This is a genomic window from Micromonospora psammae (assembly GCF_036902725.1).
GTDB lineage: Bacteria > Actinomycetota > Actinomycetes > Mycobacteriales > Micromonosporaceae > Micromonospora.
This window is the reverse complement of the sequence record NZ_JBAKHM010000018.1, coordinates 77,875-94,609: the sequence shown is the minus strand read 5'-3', so window position 1 is coordinate 94,609 and position 16,735 is coordinate 77,875. Positions and strand designations below refer to the sequence as shown.

At 75.3% G+C, this 16,735-nt stretch carries 14 protein-coding genes; 12 read left to right on the top strand and 2 right to left on the bottom strand.

Annotated features, from left to right (window positions below; translation table 11 throughout):
• Nucleotides 1–114: 114 nt before the first annotated feature.
• Both V6U79_RS21005 and V6U79_RS21000 read left to right on the top strand, forming a co-directional pair.
• A complete protein-coding gene (locus V6U79_RS21005) occupies nt 115–900 on the top strand; it encodes a pyrimidine reductase family protein (RefSeq protein WP_334615546.1) in 786 nt (261 codons plus the stop codon).
• Nucleotides 901–1,091: 191 nt separating this feature from the next.
• The gene (locus V6U79_RS21000) at nt 1,092–1,568 is read left to right on the top strand and encodes a DUF7144 family membrane protein (RefSeq protein ID WP_334526831.1); all 477 of its coding nucleotides are present in this window, start codon (nt 1,092–1,094) and stop codon (nt 1,566–1,568) included.
• Here the strand turns inward: V6U79_RS21000 and V6U79_RS20995 are convergent.
• Nucleotides 1,498–3,132 carry a hypothetical protein gene (locus tag V6U79_RS20995; RefSeq protein ID WP_334526834.1) on the bottom strand — a complete coding sequence of 545 codons (1,635 nt, stop codon included), beginning with the start codon at nt 3,130–3,132 and terminating at the stop codon, nt 1,498–1,500. The two genes, V6U79_RS21000 and V6U79_RS20995, sit on opposite strands and share 71 nt — an antisense overlap.
• Nucleotides 3,133–3,357: 225 nt before the next feature.
• Here V6U79_RS20995 and V6U79_RS20990 point away from each other — a divergent pair, with 225 nt between their 5' ends.
• From V6U79_RS20990 to V6U79_RS20945, 10 genes are all read left to right on the top strand, one after another.
• Entirely contained in the window at nt 3,358–5,103 is a 1,746-nt protein-coding gene (locus V6U79_RS20990; protein ID WP_334526837.1) for an ATP-binding protein, read from the top strand.
• A 125-nt stretch (nt 5,104–5,228) separates the two neighbouring features.
• Nucleotides 5,229–6,377: an exonuclease SbcCD subunit D gene (locus V6U79_RS20985; RefSeq protein ID WP_334526840.1), complete on the top strand. Its 1,149-nt coding sequence runs from the start codon at nt 5,229–5,231 to the stop codon at nt 6,375–6,377.
• Nucleotides 6,377–8,851 (top strand): AAA family ATPase, encoded by a 2,475-nt coding sequence (locus tag V6U79_RS20980; RefSeq protein ID WP_334615545.1) that lies wholly within the window; start codon nt 6,377–6,379, stop codon nt 8,849–8,851. Before V6U79_RS20985 ends, V6U79_RS20980 begins: the two co-directional genes overlap by 1 nt.
• Before the next feature lie 115 nt (nt 8,852–8,966).
• The gene (locus V6U79_RS20975) at nt 8,967–9,935 is read left to right on the top strand and encodes a hypothetical protein (RefSeq protein WP_334615544.1); all 969 of its coding nucleotides are present in this window, start codon (nt 8,967–8,969) and stop codon (nt 9,933–9,935) included.
• A complete protein-coding gene (locus V6U79_RS20970; RefSeq protein ID WP_334615543.1) occupies nt 9,935–10,792 on the top strand; it encodes a spermidine synthase in 858 nt (285 codons plus the stop codon). Before V6U79_RS20975 ends, V6U79_RS20970 begins: the two co-directional genes overlap by 1 nt.
• Nucleotides 10,793–10,872: 80 nt before the next feature.
• Entirely contained in the window at nt 10,873–11,571 is a 699-nt protein-coding gene (locus V6U79_RS20965) for a sigma-70 family RNA polymerase sigma factor (protein ID WP_334526850.1), read from the top strand.
• Nucleotides 11,568–12,347 (top strand): anti-sigma factor family protein, encoded by a 780-nt coding sequence (locus V6U79_RS20960; protein WP_334615541.1) that lies wholly within the window; start codon nt 11,568–11,570, stop codon nt 12,345–12,347. The genes V6U79_RS20965 and V6U79_RS20960 overlap by 4 nt, the downstream gene beginning before the upstream one ends.
• Before the next feature lie 202 nt (nt 12,348–12,549).
• Nucleotides 12,550–13,209, top strand: coding sequence for a hypothetical protein (locus V6U79_RS20955; protein ID WP_334526855.1), 660 nt, complete (start codon nt 12,550–12,552; stop codon nt 13,207–13,209).
• Between the two features lie 352 nt (nt 13,210–13,561).
• Entirely contained in the window at nt 13,562–14,482 is a 921-nt protein-coding gene (locus V6U79_RS20950; protein ID WP_334526858.1) for a DNA-3-methyladenine glycosylase family protein, read from the top strand.
• A gap of 75 nt (nt 14,483–14,557) precedes the next feature.
• On the top strand, nt 14,558–16,168 hold the full coding sequence (locus V6U79_RS20945) for a hypothetical protein (protein ID WP_334615540.1): 1,611 nt from the start codon (nt 14,558–14,560) through the stop codon (nt 16,166–16,168).
• 49 nt (nt 16,169–16,217) lie between these two features.
• Here the strand turns inward: V6U79_RS20945 and V6U79_RS20940 are convergent, their stop codons facing one another.
• Nucleotides 16,218–16,712 (bottom strand): DUF1990 domain-containing protein, encoded by a 495-nt coding sequence (locus tag V6U79_RS20940; protein WP_334615539.1) that lies wholly within the window; start codon nt 16,710–16,712, stop codon nt 16,218–16,220.
• Nucleotides 16,713–16,735 lie beyond the last annotated feature (23 nt).

Genomic DNA, 16,735 nt, shown 5'->3' with positions numbered 1-16,735 from the left:
GATCTGCCGAGCCTGCCGGGAGCGGCGGCACGACGACTGTCCCGGCCGGAAGTGGTGCGACTGCCAGCACCGTACCCCCGGACCCACCCCTCCGGTCACCGGTCCGGCCGGCGAATGACCGTCGGAACCCCGATCCGCCGGATCTGGCCGACGCCGGCCACGCCGCCCCTGGACGACGCCGAGCTGACCGCGCTCTACGGTCGCGCGGACCGCCCGCACCTGCGGGTCAACTTCGTCGCCAGCCTCGACGGCGCGGTGAGCCTCGACGGCTACTCCGCCGGGCTCTCCGGCGCGCCGGACAAGCGGGTCTTCGGGCTGCTCCGGATGCTCTGCGACGGACTGCTGGTGGCCGCCGGGACGCTGTACCACGAGGGCTACCGCGCGGTGCGGCTGAGCGAGCCGCGCCGGGCCTGGCGGCGGGAGCGGGGGCTGGCCGAGTACCCCACCCTGGTGGTCGTCTCCGGGTCGCTGGACCTCGACCCGGAGCAGGCCGCGTTCGCCGACGCGCCGGTGCGCCCCCTCGTGCTGACCCACGCCGCCGCCGAGCCGCCCCCGGGGCTGACCGACGTCGCCGAGCTGGTCCGCTGCGGTGACGAGCGGGTGGACCTCGCCGCCGGCCTGACCGAGCTGCGCCGCCGCGGGCTGGGCCAGATCCTCTGCGAGGGCGGTCCGCACCTGTTCGGCGCGCTCACCGCCGCCGACCTGGTCGACGAGCTCTGCCTGACCGTCGCCCCGCTGCTCGCCGGCCCGGGCCCCGGGCGGATCTCCGCCGGTGGGGCGGGCGCGCCCCGCGAGCTGCCGCTACGGCACGTGCTCGCCGCCGACGACGGCGTGCTGATGCTGCGCCACGCCCGGGACGCCACCGCGCCGACGCCCGCCGGGGCGGCGCCGGCCGCCTGACGGCACGCGCCCGCTCCGCCACGCCCGCCGCCGGCGGTGGACGCCGGGCCGCGCCGGGCCGTCCCCGGCGGCCACCCACCGGGTACGCGGGCGGTCCGCCAACGGCCACGACGACGGGCCCGGGCACACCGATCCGCGTACCCGTGCCCGGGACCGGTCCGCGTCGGGACCGGCGGTCCTAACCTGGGCGAATGGGCGTTCCCGCGCCGGGCGGCGCGATCCCACCGGGCCGACCGCTGCTGGTCGGCGCGCTGCTGGTCCTCGCCGGCCTGGTGGACCTGCTCTCCGCGCTGGCCGCCACGACCGGCGCCCCGTTCGCCGTCGCGACCGGGCAGGGCGTGTACCTGGTGGACATCGCCGGCTGGGCCAGGCTGCACGGGGCCATCGGCGCGGCGGTCACGCTCTCCGGGCTGGCGGTCGTCACCGGACGCCGGGGCACGGTGCCGGTCGCCCTCGGCTGCGCCGCGGTGGGCGCCGTCGTGGACCTGCTGCTGTTCCCGTACGCGCCGGTCCGGGTGCTGCTGGTGGTGGGGCTGTACGCCACGGCCGTCCGGCTGCTGCTGCGCCACCGACGCGCCGCCGGAGGTGGCGGACGGCTCAGCGGGCCTCGCAGACCCGGCCGGTCATCGCCGGATCCCCCTCCCTGGTCGCCGACCAGATCGGGTTGAGCGCCAGGGCCAGTGGCGGAGCCTGCCAGGCGGCGCCCAGCCGTTGCAACAGGCCGTACTCGCCCCGGGGCATCTCCACCGGCTCCCCGGCCAGGAAGGCGACCACCCGGTCCTCCACCGCCCGTTCGCCCACCAGCCCGCCGTGCAGCGCGGGCTGCTGGTAGACCGGGACGCGGCTGTACTCGCCCGGCGGCGCCTCCGCGGCGCTGACCGTCGGCATGAAGGCGATCATCCGCACCCCGGCGACCGGGCAGAGGGTGCGGTTGCGGTAGAACGGCGCGTTGATCAGCACCGACCGCACGAACGGGCTGTCGGGTTCGTCCTTCACCGTCTGGGGCAGGGCCGCCAGCCAGAACATCGCCCGCAGCTGCCATCCGGTCGCCACTCCCCAGCCGGAGTGGCCGGGCGGCGGGTAGTAGGCGCGGCCGGCCTGGACGAGGGGACTGAACATCACCACCGCGTTCACCGGGCCGCGGGGCAGCCGTTCCAGGTACGTGCGGGCCACCATCGAGCCCTCGCTCTGCCCGAACAGGGCGACCGGACGTCCGGTGCGCCGGTGCACCGCGTCGATCTGGTCGGCGAGCAGGGAGGCGCTCGAGTCCAGCGAGCGGTGGGTCGCCTCCGGCGGGTACGGCAGGGGGCGGCCCCGCGCGTCCAGGCCCTGGTAGGAGAAGCGCTCGACCCGCGGGTCGGCGGAGGGGCTCCCGTCCCAGCTGGAGTTGTGCCCGCCCAGCACGATCACCGCGTGAGGGACCCGGTCGGGCAACCGCTCGGTGAGGATCGGTGGCCGCCACTCCCCCCGCCCACCGCCGCTGGCGAAGCCGATCGCCGCCTGGGCCCAGACCGCGCCGGCCAGCGCGAGCACGAACGCGATCGGCGCGACCGGCACCCGCGCCCAGCGGAGCCGGGCCGGCGCCGCCGCGGCGGCCACGGTCCGCTGCCAGAGCAGCCCGTTCACCACGCCGGCCAGGCCGGCCAGCACCACCGTCCACCAGCCGGAGGCGCCGGAGATCACCGCGCCGGCCAGGGTCAGGACCACGAAGTTCAGCGACGCCCAGCCGAGCAGCTCGATCGGGGGCAGCCCCTTCCACCACCGGGCCACCACCCCGGCCCGGACCAGGAAGGGGGCGAGCACCAGCATCGGGCCGAGCGAGGCGAAGAGGTACCAGGACAGCGCCACCGCCGAGAAGGCCACGGAGAGGGCGGCCCACGGCGAGATGACCGCCGCGGCGAGCACCGCGACCTCGAGGTTGCGCCGCACCAGCCAGCCCCAGGAGGGCCGGGGTACGCCGTCGGGCCAGGCGAGCGCGGTCAGCCCGGCGGAGAGCACGCCGCGCAGCACGGTCAGCAGCAGCAGGCCGAGCAGGAACATGCCCCAGGAGTCGTGGTAGACCAGCAGCCAGCGCAGGTCGTGGTACGAGTCGTACGGCCAGACGGCGGTGGCCTGCGGGGCCAGGCCCCGGGCGGCGTGCAGGCCGACGCCGACCAGCAGCGCCTCCTCCAGCGCCGGCGGCAGCGCGGCGAGGCCCAGCAGCCCGACAAGTCGGCCTCGTGTCGGTCCCACGGCACCCCTCGCTCTCCCGGTCCTCCGATGCTCTCCCGGATCACGCCGCGCAGGATGCGATTCGCGCCGACGGCGGCACCCAGCGTGGCCGTGCGATCCCGTAGCGCGACGGTGCCGAACGGGGCGCGTGGCGTCCGCCGCGTCACGTGGCAACCTGTCGTACTCCTCGGGCAGGATGCACCACGTGTGCCCCGACCGAGACGACCAGCTGACCGGAGTCCCCCGATGACCGACGACCAGCTCGACGGCCCGGGCAGGGCGGTCGGCCGGGTGCTGGGCACCGCCGACGCCACCCCCCTGCAGTTCTGGACCGCCGTCTCCCCCGACAGCTACCTCCAGCTCGACGACGTGGTGGTCACCCGGCGGGAGCTGCCCGACCGCGAGCCGGTCACCATCGCCGGAGTGGTCACCCAGGTCCGGGCGCGGCACGAGGGCGCCCAGTTCGACTCCGACGTCTTCGCGATCGCCGACGGCACCCTCCCCGCCCAGGTGCAGGAGGCCGCCGAGATCACCACCACCCGGGTCGACCCCGAGTTCTACGTGCCGCCGGCACCGGGCGCGGCGGTCTACCGCGCCGAGGGCGACGCCCGGGCCCGGGCGCTGCACTTCGACCGGATGGAACGGCGGATCCCGATGGGCATGGGCCGCGACGGCGTCCCGGTCTACCTCAACGCCGACTTCCTCGACGGCAGTCGCGGCGCGCACGTCTCCATCTCCGGCATCTCCGGCGTGGCCACCAAGACCAGCTTCGCCACCTTCCTGCTCTACTCGGTCTTCCGCTCCGGGGTGCTCGGCGGCGACGCGGTCAACGCCAAGGCGCTGATCTTCAACGTCAAGGGCGAGGACCTGCTCTTCCTCGACCACCCCAACCTCCGGCTGGACGACGCCACCCGGGCGTCGTACGCGAAGCTCGGGCTGGACGCCGGGGCCTTCCCCGACGTGCGGGTGTACGCCCCACCGCGGGTCGGCGACTCCTCCGGCACGCCGGATGTGAGCAGCCGGCTCACCGGGGTGGACAGCTTCTACTGGACGCTGAGCGAGTTCTGCGCCGACCGGCTCCTGCCGTACGTCTTCGCCGACGCCGACGACGAGCGCCAGCAGTACACGATGGTGGTCCACTCGGTCGCCGCCCACCTCGCCCGGTACGCCCAGCCCGCCGACGGCGGGGTCAGCCTCGACGGCGTCCGGCTGGGGTCCTACGCCGACCTGGTCGACCACATCGTCGAGCAGCTCAACGACGACGAGACCCGCGCCGACTGGGCGGGCAGCGCGGTCGGCCTGGGCACGGTCAACGCCTTCGCCCGCCGGCTGATCGGCAGCAAGAAGGACCTGGGCCGGCTGATCCGCGGCGACCTGGCGCTGCGCCGTCCGCACAGCATCAACACCGCCGAGAGCGCCCAGGTCACCGTGGTCGACCTGCACAACCTGCCGGACCGGGCGCAGCGTTTCGTGGTCGGCGTGACGCTCAAGAGCGAGTTCGAGCGCAAGGAGAAGGCCGGCACGGCCAAGCCGCTGCTCTTCGTCGTCCTCGACGAGCTCAACAAGTACGCCCCGCGTGAGGGCTCCTCCCCGATCAAGGAGGTGCTGCTCGACATCGCCGAGCGGGGCCGCTCGCTCGGGGTGATCCTGGTCGGCGCGCAGCAGACCGCGAGCGAGGTGGAGCGGCGGATCGTCACCAACTCGGCGATCCGGGTGGTCGGGCGGCTGGACCCGGCGGAGGCGTCCCGCCCCGAGTACGGCTTCCTGCCACCGGCCCAGCGCCAGCGGGCGCTGCTGGCCAAGCCCGGCACCATGTTCGTCAACCAGCCGGACATCCCCGTCCCGCTCTGCCTCGAGTTCCCCTTCCCGGCCTGGGCCACCCGGGTCTCCGAGGCGGGTCGGGCCCCGTCGGAGACGCTGCGCTCGATCACCCAGTCGGTCGACCCGTTCGCGGTGGTCGGCTCGGGTGCCGACGACGACATCCCGTTCTAGGGGGCACCGGTGAGCGCGAGGAGTGAGCCTGCGAGCCCCGCAGTCGCGAACGAAAGGCCGGCATTGGTGAGCGCGAGGAGTGAGCCTGCGAGCCCCGCAGTCGCGAACGAAAGGCCGGCACAGCAGTGAAGATCCTGCACACCTCGGACTGGCACGTCGGCAAGGTGCTCAAGGGGCGGTCCCGGGCGGAGGAGCACAAGCAGGTGCTCGCCGGCGTGATCGAGATCGCCCACGCCGAGCGCCCCGACCTGGTGATCGTCGCCGGCGACCTGTACGACACCGCCGCGCCCACCCCGGAGGCGACCCGGCTGGTCACCCGGGCGCTGACCGCGCTGCGCCGCACCGGCGCGGACGTGGTGGCGATCGGTGGCAACCACGACAACGGCGCGGCCCTCGACGCGCTGCGCCCGTGGGCCGAGGCGGCCGGGATCACCCTGCGCGGCAGCGTGCGGGAGAACCCGGCCGAGCACGTCATCGACGGGGTCACCCGCGACGGCGAACGCTGGCAGGTGGCCGCGCTGCCCTTCCTCTCCCAGCGGTACGCCGTCCGCGCGGTGGAGATGTACGAGCTGACCGCCGCCGAGGCCAACCAGACCTACGCCGACCACCTGGGCCGGGTGCTCGCCCGGTTGACCGAGGGCTTCACCGAACCGGACCGGGTGCACCTGGTCACCGCCCACCTGACCGTGGTCGGGGCGAGCACCGGCGGCGGCGAGCGGGACGCGCACACCGTCCTGGGCTACGCGGTGCCGGCGACGGTCTTCCCGGGCAACGCCCACTACGTGGCGCTGGGTCACCTGCACCGGTCGCAGCGGGTGATCGGCCCCTGCCCGGTGCGCTACAGCGGCAGCCCGCTGGCGGTGGACTTCGGCGAGCAGGAGAACGTCCCCTCGGTGACGCTGGTCGAGGTGACCGCCCGGACCGCCGCCCAGGTCCGGGAGGTGCCGGTGCCGGCCGCGCTGCCCTTGCGCACGGTCCGGGGCACCCTGGCCCAGCTGGCCGAGCTGACCCCGCCCGAGGGCTGGCTGCGGGTCTTCGTCCGCGAGCAGCCCCGGGCCGGGCTGCGGGAGGAGGTGCAGGAGCTGCTCCCGGGCGCGCTGGAGATCCGGATCGATCCGGAATTGATGCCCGCGCCGGGCAGCGGCGCCCGGGTCGCCCAGCGGGCCGGCCGCTCCCCGCGTGAGCTCTTCGCCGACTACCTGGACAGCCGGGGCCACGACGACGACGGGGTGCGGGAGCTCTTCGACGAGCTCTTCGAGGAGGCGGACCGCTGATGCGTCCGATGCGGCTGGACATGGCAGGCTTCACCGTCTTCCGGGACGAGACCACCGTCGACTTCACCGACGCCGACTTCTTCGCGCTGGTCGGGCCGACCGGCTCCGGCAAGTCGACGGTGCTGGACGCGATCTGCTTCGCCCTCTACGGCACCGTCCCCCGCTGGGGCGGCGCCCGGGGCCTGGCCAACGCCCTCGCGCCGTCGGCCACCGAGGCCCGGGTCCGGCTGGTCTTCGAGTCCGCCGGGGCGCGCTACGTGGCGACCCGGGTGGTCCGCCGGGACGGCCGGGGCAACGTCAAGACCGCCAACGCGGGGTTGCAGCTGATGCCAGCCGGCTTCGACGTCACCAAGCTCGACACCGGGCTGAGCCCGGAGGACCTCGGCGAGGTGATCGCCGGCACGCCGGCCGAGATGGAGGAGGCGGTACTGGAGGCGGTCGGGCTGCCGTACGAGCAGTTCACCTCCTGCGTGGTGCTGCCGCAGGGGCGGTTCGCCGACTTCCTGCACGCCAAGCCCGCCACCCGGCAGCAGATCCTGGTCAACCTGCTCGGCCTCGGGGTCTACGAGGATGTGCAGAAGCGGGCCACCGAGCGGGCCGGGCAGGCCGAGGCGAAGCTGGAGACGGTCGACCGGGTGCTCGCCGGGCTGACCGACATCGACGACGCCGCCCTGGCCGCGGCCACCGGGCAGGTGGCGCGGATGCGCGAGCTCGCCGCCGCCGTCGAGGCGGCCGTACCCGAGCGGGAGCGGGCGCGGGCGGCGGCGCGGGAGGCCGGGGCGGCGCTGGCCGCCCTCGACGCCGACCTGGCCGGGCTGGCCGGGGTGCGGGCGCCCGACGGGGTCGCCGAGGTGGCCCGGGCGGTCACCACGGCGCGGGTGGCGGCCGACGAGGCGGCGGCCACGGTGGCGCTGGCCGAGGAGCGCGAGGAGAAGCTGCGCGGCGAGCTCGCCGCCGCCGGCGACGAGAGCACGCTACGGCTGCTGCTGCGGGCGCACACCGACCGGGACCGGCTGACCGGCGAGGCGGAGCTGGTCCGCGGCGCGCTCGACACGGCCCAGCGGGAGCACGACGTCGCGGTGGCGGCCCTCACCGCGGCCCGGGAGGCGTCGGCCCGGGCCGAGGCCGAGCTGGAGGCGGCGTTCCGGGCGCACGAGGAGGCGAAGGCGACCGACCAGGCGGTGGCGCTGCGGGCCCACCTGAGCGCCGGCGCGAACTGCCCGGTCTGCGAGCAGACCGTCGGCCGGGTGCCGCCGCTGCCGGCGGGCTCGGCGGTGGCCGAGGCGACCGCCGCCGGCAAGGCCGCCCGGGCCGCCACCAAGGCCGCCCAGGCCCGGGTGCAGGAGCGCGACGCCGCCGCCCGCGACCTGGAGCGGGTGCTGCTCCGGGCACGCGCCCAGCACGACCAGCTCCGCTCCCGGCTGGCCGAGCTGGACGACCAGCTCGCCGGGGCCGCCGCGCCGGAGGCGCTGCGCGCGGCGCTGGACGAGCACACCCGGCTGCGGCGGGCCCTCGACGAGGCCGCGACGGCCGTCCGCGCCGGTCGGGACGCCGCCCGGCGGGCCCGGGGCGCGCTGGACGCGGCCGAGGAGCGGCTGCGCGCGACGTGGCGCGGTTTCGACGCCGCCCGGGACGGGCTGGCCCGGTTCGGCCCGCCCGCCGCCGACCGCGACGACGTGGCCGGCGCCTGGACCGCCCTGGTGGACTGGGCGGCCGGTCAGCTCGGGCAGCGGCGCGCCGAGCGGGTCGGGCTGGCGGCGACGGTGGCCGAGGCCGAGGCGGCGGCCACGGCCGTCGAGGAGCGGATCGCCGGCCTGCTCAGCACGGCCGGGTTGCCGCCCGCCGACGACCCGGTCCGCGCGGTGACGGTCGCCGCGGAGCGGGCCGAGGCGGCGGTGCGCCGCATCGAGGAACGCCGCGAACAGGCCGGTGAGCTGCGCGGGCAGCGGGTCGAGCACGAACGGCAGGCCCGCACGGCGCGGGCTCTGGCCGGGCACCTGCGGGCCAACAACTTCGAGCGGTGGCTGCTGGCCGAGGCGCTGGACCTGCTGGTCGACGGGGCCTCGCGGATCCTGCGTGAGCTCTCCCACGGCCAGTACGACCTGGTCCACGACAAGGGCGAGTTCTTCGTGGTCGACCACCACGACGCGGGGTTGCGCCGGGGGGTGCGCACCCTCTCCGGCGGGGAGACGTTCCAGGCGTCGCTGGCGCTGGCCCTGGCGCTGTCCGAGCAGCTCGCCGGGATGTCCACCACGGCGGCGAGCCTGGAGTCGATCGTGCTGGACGAAGGCTTCGGCACCCTCGACGCGGCCACCCTGGACACCGTCGCCGCCACCCTGGAGAGCCTGGCGGCGCGGGGCGACCGGATGGTCGGCGTGGTCACCCACGTGCCGGCGCTGGCCGAGCGGATCCCGGTCCGCTACGAGGTCCGCAAGGACGCCCGCAGCGCCCACGTCGAACGGACCGGCCTGTGAGCGCGAGGAGCGCAGCGCAGCGGAGCCCCGCAGTCGCGAACGAAAGGTCGGCCCCACTGAGCGCGAGGAGCGCAGCGCAGCGGAGCCCCGCAGTCGCGAACGAGAGGCGAGCCCCGTGACCGGGCCACGGCTCTTCGTCGACACCTGGGATCCCTCCTACGGCGCCTCGTTCGAGGCGTCGGTCGGCGGGCCGGCCACGCCGAGCAGCGCCCAGGTCGAGGCGGACGTCGAACTGCCGGTGGCCGAATGGCGGGCGATCGGGCCCCGTGCGGGGCTGCGCGCCCCCGACGTGGTGCTGCTCGTCGACGGGGTGCGCCGGATCGACGCCAGCGTCTGGACGGCTGAGGAGGATGGCGCCTCGTTCCCCGGCATCGCCGCGTCGTACGCGGCCGGGGTGGTCCGCTGCGACCTGGAGCGCGGCGCGGCGGCGCTGGCCGGGGCACGGGTCGGGCGGGGCCTCTTCACGGCCAGCCCCTCCGCCGAGGAGGTGGTGTGCGGGTCGGTCCGCTACCCGGTGCACCGGGTCGGCGGGACCGGCGAGCTGAGCAAGCTGCCGGCGGCGGTGCAGGCGCCGCTGACCGCGCTGGAGGTCGCGGTCTCCGACGCGGCGCGGGTGGACGGGGACCTGCTCGTGGTGGACGGTCCGCTGCGCAGCCGGCGGCAGCTGCCGCGCACCCTCGGCTACATCAAGACGCAGCACAGCCAGTACCTCGACGCCCGGCTGACGGCCGTGGTGACCGGGCTGGGTGCGGGCGAGCGGTCGCCGGTGTTCCGGCTCGGCACCGCGTGGGGCGGCTGGTCCTGGTACCTGCGGCTGCCGGTGGCGCTCGGCGCGCCCTGGGCCGGCATCGTCCGGATGGAGTGCTCGGCCGAGCTACCGCCGGAGGAGGCGATCGCGCTGGCCGACCTGTCGCTGGTCACCCTGCCCCGGTTCGCCTCCTCGCCGTACAAGGACCCGCGGGCCCCGCAGAACCTGGTGCCGATCGCCGGGCTGGAGCGCAAGCTGCGCGGGCTGCTGGGGGATGCCCGGCTGCTGCACCGGGCGCTGACCATGGCCACCCGCGCCGGCGCGGTGCGTCGCTGATGGGCCGCCGTCGTGGCGACGACCGGGTCGTCGCGCCGGTCGACACCGGTCAGGCCGAGCTGGTGCCGGACCCGGACCGGTCCGGGTCGTGGACGCTGCTGCTGGACGGCGCGCCGCAGTCGCACGTGGACCTGACCGACCCGACCCACCTGGAGTTCGAGTACGTCCGCCGGCTCGGCGCCGCGATCGACCTGCTCGCCCCGGCCGGCGCGCCGCTGCGGGTGCTGCACCTCGGCGGCGGGGCGCTGACCCTGCCCCGGTACGTGCAGGCCACCCGCCCCGGCTCCACCCAGCGGGTGGCCGAGGTGGACGGCGCGCTGGTGGAGCTGGTCCGCCGGGCGTTGCCCTGGCCGACCGATTCGCGACTGAAGGTGCGGGTGGCCGACGCCCGGGCCACGCTGGCGTCCACCCGGGACGCCTCGTACGACGTGGTGGTCGCCGACGTCTTCGCGGGCGCCCGCACCCCGGCCCACCTCACCTCCGTCGAGTACGCCACCGAGGTGGCGCGGGTGCTGGCGCCGGCCGGCTGGTACCTGGCGAACCTGGCCGACGGGCCGCCGCTGCGGCACGCCCGCGCCCAGGTGGCCACGGTCCGCTCGGTGCTGCCCGGCGCGTGTCTGGTGGGGGACGCGGCGGTGCTGCGCGGGCGCCGCTACGGCAACCTGGTGCTGGTGGCGGGCCGGACGGAGCCGCCGGTGCCGGAGCTGACCCGGCGCGCGGCCGGGGACTGGTTCCCCGGCCGGGTGGTGGCCGGCGCGGAGCTGGACCGGTTCGCCGGGGGCGTCCCGGTGGTGCGCGACGCCGACGCCACCGACTCCACCCCACCCCCGCCGGGAATTTTTTCGGTTCGCCGTTGATCCGTTGGGCCGGCCCGTGCGTATCACCGGGCGGCCCTCCCCCTTGGGCCGGCTGATGTCATCGGGCACCAGGAGGTTCCATGCACGCGGTCGCGGCCGGCTTGCACGGCGATATGGCCAGACCAGGGTGGATGTTCGCCCGGGCCCAGCCCCACTCCCGTGCGACGAGGTCCGGTCGTGGGGTCGACGCCGGACCCACCGATCGCCAGAATGGCCCGGTGACGCCCCGACCGGCGCCCGGACGCCACCAGGCGGCGTCCCCCGAGGCCAGTCATTCCGACCAGCTCATCCGGCTGCTCTACGCCGAGCACGCCGGTCCGCTGCTGATGTTCGTGATGCGGTTGACCGGTGGTGACCGGCAGCGCGCCGAGGACATCGTGCAGGAGACCCTGCTGCGTGCCTGGCGCAACGCCCACCGGCTGGGCGTCCAGGGCCAGGGCTCGCTGCGGCCGTGGCTGGTCACGGTGGCCCGCCGGATCGCCATCGACGAGCACCGCAGCGAGCAGGCCCGGCCGGCCGAGACGTACGACCGGGACCTCACCGCGTTCGCCGAGTCGGACAGCACCGACCGGGTGCTGCGCACCATGACGGTGGCCGACGCCCTCCGTACGCTCAGTCAGTCGCACCGGGAGATCCTGGTGGCGACGTACTTCCGGGGCCGGACGGTGCCGGAGGCGGCGGAGGAGCTGGGCCTGCCGCTCGGCACCGCCAAGTCACGGGTCTACTACGCGCTGCGCGCGCTGCGCACGGCCCTGCAGGAGAGGGGGGTGACGGAATGAGCCGGGCAGACCACATGGACGTCGCCGCGTACGCGCTCGGTGTCCTGGACGAGCAGGACGCCGAACGGTTCGAGGAGCACCTCGCCACCTGCTGGGCCTGCGCCGCCGAGCTGGAGACCATGGTTCCCGTGGTCGGGCTGCTCTCCGACATCGACGGCGAGACGATGATGGCGATGGAGCACACCGCCACCGATCCCGCCCTGCTGGACCGCACGCTGGTCGCGGTCCGCACCCATCGACGGCGCACCCGGTTCCGGCGGGTGCTGGCCACGGCGGCCGCGGTGGTGGCGGTCGGCGCGGCGAGCGGTGTCGGGGTGTCCACCCTGGGCGGCGGCGACACGGGCGGTCCGCCGGTCGCCGGGCCGACGGTGACCGTGCCGGTGGGTCCGCCCACCCCGCAGCCGACCCGCAGCGGGCCGGGCGCGGGCGGCCCCAACGAGATTCCCGGTGAGCAGTACGACGCCACCGACAGCAGCACCGGCGTGGGGGCCACGATGTTCCTGGCCAAGAAGGAGTACGGCACCTGGATCGGGTTCAACCTGACCCGGCTGCCCGGTCCACGCACCTGCCGGCTGGTGCTGGTGCGCAAGAACGCCACCACCGAGGTGGTCTCCACCTGGTCGGTGCCGGGCACCGGGTACGGCACGAACGCCAACCCGCAGGACCTCCAGCTGCAGGCGAACACCTCGACTCCGCCCAGCGACATCGCGAAGCTGCAGGTGCAGTCGATGGACGCGAACGGGGTGGCCAGTCCACTGGTGACGGTCGACCCCTGACCGGGTGGTACGGATCGGCGTCGGCCCCGCGGGCCGGCGCCGTTTCGGCTTTCCCGGCGAAATGACGGGGATGTGGCGGCACACGTAGATTCCGGCGGATCGGTTCAACGCATCGTCAGTGAAATTGCCCACTCTCAATCGTTCAACCTTGACAGCGGACCCTCCGTACTACTCGGTGAACTGCCAAGAATGAGGAGGGCACGTGGCACAGATGAAGCGGTCCGTCATCGTCGCGAGCGCGATGGTCGCACTAACGGCCTGCGCTCCCGCGGGTTACGACGGAGCGAACAGCAGCGCCGCCGAGCCGGTCGCCGTTGCCGCGGCCGAGCCCACCGCGGCGGTCGAACCGGAGGCCTCCGCCGCCCCCGAGGCGCCCGCGTCGGAGCAGGCGCCGCCCCCCGCCGACGTGAAGCTCACCGACCAACTGGTCGGCAAGAAGGTCGCCCGGATGGGCAACGTCGTCACCGACCAGGACGGCTGGATCCTCTACCGCTTCGACAAGGACTCCGACGATCCGCCGTCGTCCAACTGCGTGGACAAGTGCGCCCAGATCTGGCCGCCGGCGCTGACCGACGGCAACCCGCAGCTGGAAGGCGTCTCCGACGACAAGGTCGGCACCGTCACCCGCCAGGACGGCACCCGGCAGATCACCATCGGCGGATGGCCGGTCTACCGCTACATCGGCGACAAGAAGCCCGGCCAGTGGAAGGGCCAGGCCGTCGGTGGGACCTGGTTCGTGGTCGACCCGAACGGCAAGAAGAACCTGACCTGCCTGCCGACCGGCACCCCGAAGGCGGTCGCCCCGCCGGCCGCGAGTGACTCGGGCGGCGCGCAGGGCGGCAACTCGGGTTACACGTACTGATCCGACGGTCGCCCCCGGACACGGTGGCCGGTCGCAGCCGGGGAGGGCGCGGCCGGCCACCGTCACGGATCTGGACGCCGGCGTACCGGCAGCGTTGCGTCCCGGCCGTGGCGCCGGCCCACCCGGGCCGGCGCCACGGTTCGTCCTGACTGCCGCCAGCCCTCCCCCACCAGTCCCCGTTGCGGACGAGGGCGGTGCGCGCGCCCACGCCAGCAGGCGCGCCACCGAGGTCCGCCGACCCGCACCCACGGCCGCTCGGGCGGCCGGCCCGCATCGGGATGGAGACACCGCCGACGTGCAGGGCGTCGGCGGTGTCGTCCGTCACGGGACCGGCCCGTGGCAGAGTGTCGGCGTGACCTGGACCGAGCCCGCCGCCCGCCGGGTGCTGCATCCCCCGGCCGACTACCGGCTGGCCGCCTCCGTCCGGGCCCTCACCTTCAGCCCGTACGACCCGTGCGCCAGGATCGCCGCCGGCACGTTCTGGTGGGCCACCCGCACCCCGGCCGGCCCGGCCACCCTGGCGCTGCGCCCCGACGGCGGGGAGATCACCGCCGACGGTTACGGCCCCGGCGCCCAGTGGGTGGTCGAACGGGCCGACGCGATCGCCGGTCTGCGCGACGACCTCACCGGCTTCGCCGAACTCGCCGCCGCGCACCCGCTGGTGGCCCGGCTGGCCGCCCGGCACCGGGGGCTGCGGATGCCGGCCACCGGGCTGCTCTTCCCTCGGGTCCTGCGGGCGGTGTTCGAGCAGAAGGTCACCGGCAAGGAGGCGTACCGGGCGTACGCGGCGACCGTACGGCACTTCGGCGAGCCGGCGCCCGGCCCGCTGCAACCGCTGCTCCTACCGCCCGAGCCGGCGGCGGTCGCCGCTGCGCCGTACTGGGTCTTCCATCCGTTCGGGGTGGAGCAACGCCGGGCCGACACGCTGCGCCGGGCCGCCGCCGTCGCCGACCGGCTGGAGCGCTGCGCGGACAGCGCCGAGGCCACCCGGCGGTTGACCGCCATCGCCGGCATCGGGCCGTGGACCGCCGCCGAGGTGGTCCGGGTCGCGTACGGGGACCCGGACGCGGTCAGCGTCGGCGACTACCACGTGCCGAACATCGTCGCCTGGGCGCTGGCCGGCGAGGCGCGCGGCGACGACGCGCGGATGCTGGCCCTGCTGGAGCCGTTCCGGGGGCATCGGGGCCGGGTCTGCCTGCTGCTGGCCGCCGCCGGCATCCAGGCGCCGAAGTTCGGGCCGCGGATGCCGATCCGCTCGTTCGCCCGGTTCTGACGCCCCGACCCGGACGGCCGTCCCCGGACCCGACAGCGGACAACGAAACCGGCGTCCGGCTGCTATACAGCCTGCATGTCATCCTCATCGATCGGGCTACTGGCGCGCGCGGTCCTCGCCGTCGTCGCGTCGGTGGCCTCGGTGGGCGTCGTCGCGAGCCCGGCCACCGCCGCTCCCGGCACGCTCAGCCTCCAGAACATCGAGTTCTCCCCGACCCGGGTCGACGCCTCGGGTGACGGGGCGGTGGTGCCGCTGCGGTGGACCGTCCGCAACGGCGACGCCGCAGCCCAGAACCTGTACGGCACGGTCCTGCTCCAGCAGGCCGGCCCGACCACCGGCAGCTTCGTCGGGCAGACGTACGAGATCGACTTCCAGTTCGGCGAGACCTCGTACACCAAGGCCCGCTGGGTGTCCGGCACCCTCCAGCGGTCCACCTTCGAGTACGACTTCGTGGTGCCGCGGTACGCGGCCGGCACCTCCGCCCGGTGGCTGGTCACCCGCTTCGAGGCGCACGACGAGCGCGACGGCGCGGTGGTCCTCGACCGCGCGGCCCTGGCCCGGTACGAGACCACGCTGACCGCCCGCACCGGGGCGGACTCCACCCCGCCGTCGCTCACCGACGTATACCTGGAGCCGATCAGCGACTCCCGCCCCTACGCCTACGTCAAGGGCAAGGAGGCGGTGTTGCGCTACGTCGTCACGGTCGCCGACTGGGAGTCCGGCTTCTGGAAGGGCGCCCTGACCCTCACCGGCCCCGACGGGCGGACCGCCACCGGCGCCTTCGAGGCGACCTTCCACCGCCCCGACCCGCACTGCGGGGCGTATACCGCCACCGAACCGAACTCGCCCACCTGCTCTGTCGAGGTGCGCCTCCCGGCCGGCGCGGCGTCCGGCGACTGGCGGGTCACCGAACTCGCGCTGACCGACAACGCCGGCAACCGCGCCGCGGCGACCGGACACGGCCTGGGGCCGGTCACCGTCACCTCGAACGACGTGCTCAACGCGAGCGGCTTCGCGGTCACCCCGAACCCGGTGGACAACTGGACCACCACCGTCCAGACCGCCCTGAGCATGACCGTCGCCGGCGCCACCGGCGGGGTGCGGGAGATCGTGGTCGACTTCGACACGAACGGTTGCACGCAGACCTCGACCACGCCGTCGACCCGCGCCGACGGCGCGGTGACCGTCCCGGTGCGGGTGTACAGCCGCACCAGGAAGTGCGTCGTCACCGGCATCGCGGTGCGCGACGACGCCGGCGCCCTCGCCCTCTACGGCAGCCGGTACGACGCGCCCGACCCGGGGCTGACCATCACCCAACGGGTCAACACCACCCCGCCGACCGCCAGCGACATCTCGGTGACCCCGACCACGGTGGCGCGCAGCGCCGCGGCGGACACCAGGCCGGTGGTCGCCATGACGGTGAGCGCGCCGATCGCCCCGGTCAACGGCTACTCGCTCTACCTGTACGGCACCGACGGCCAGGTCGTCGCGCAGCAGTTCGGCGGCGCCGGCGCCGGCCCGGACGGCCGGCTGAGCATCCACGGGTACCTGCCGTCGGACGTCGCCCCCGGCGTGTACACGTACCAGGTGACCCTCAACGACGCCAGTGGGCTCAGCACCACCTACGGCGTCGGGGGCCAGCCCATGCCGGGCGGCCCGCTCACGCTGACCGTGACCGACGCCTGAGGAGCCGCGCCGGCCCGCGCCCGGTGGACCCGGGCGCGGGCCGGCGCGGTCAGGCGCAGAGACGGCGCAGGGTCCGCCCGAGCCACCAGGCGTACGCGTGCTGGAAGAACCGGGCGACCGGCCCGGCCGCGCGGACGTACCAGTGGACCGGACGGCTGAACGCCAGCACCTCGAAGTAGACCCCGCTCGCCTCCCGGAGCACCAGGAACGCCTCCTCACCGCGCTCGGGGTGCCCCGGCAGGGTGCCGTAGCCGAAACCGGCCCGGTCCGGCTCGCTCGCCGCCCAGACCACCTCGGTGGGGCCCCAGATCCGCAGCGGGCCGACGCCCAGGCCCGGGGTCACCCGCACGCCCGGGTCGGCGCGGGCCGCGTCGGTGCGCATCACCACACCCGCGGCCCGGTGCAGCCGCCAGCGCAGCACCGCGTCCGCCGCGGCCGGGAAGCAGCCGTCCGGCAACCGGACCCGATGGCGCAGGTGGTGGTAGCCGGCCGGCAGGCGACCGTCGCGGGTCGCCCCCACCTCGGGGTACGTCAGCTCGGGCACCCGACACCTCCTCGGGGTCACGC

Coding starts and splice junctions, on each gene's coding strand:
- V6U79_RS21005 (WP_334615546.1), top strand. CDS start 115: ATGACCGTCGGAACCCCGATCCGCCGGATCTGGCCGACGCCGGCCACG.
- V6U79_RS21000 (WP_334526831.1), top strand. CDS start 1,092: ATGGGCGTTCCCGCGCCGGGCGGCGCGATCCCACCGGGCCGACCGCTG.
- V6U79_RS20990 (WP_334526837.1), top strand. CDS start 3,358: ATGACCGACGACCAGCTCGACGGCCCGGGCAGGGCGGTCGGCCGGGTG.
- V6U79_RS20980 (WP_334615545.1), top strand. CDS start 6,377: ATGCGTCCGATGCGGCTGGACATGGCAGGCTTCACCGTCTTCCGGGAC.
- V6U79_RS20970 (WP_334615543.1), top strand. CDS start 9,935: ATGGGCCGCCGTCGTGGCGACGACCGGGTCGTCGCGCCGGTCGACACC.
- V6U79_RS20965 (WP_334526850.1), top strand. CDS start 10,873: ATGCACGCGGTCGCGGCCGGCTTGCACGGCGATATGGCCAGACCAGGG.
- V6U79_RS20960 (WP_334615541.1), top strand. CDS start 11,568: ATGAGCCGGGCAGACCACATGGACGTCGCCGCGTACGCGCTCGGTGTC.
- V6U79_RS20945 (WP_334615540.1), top strand. CDS start 14,558: ATGTCATCCTCATCGATCGGGCTACTGGCGCGCGCGGTCCTCGCCGTC.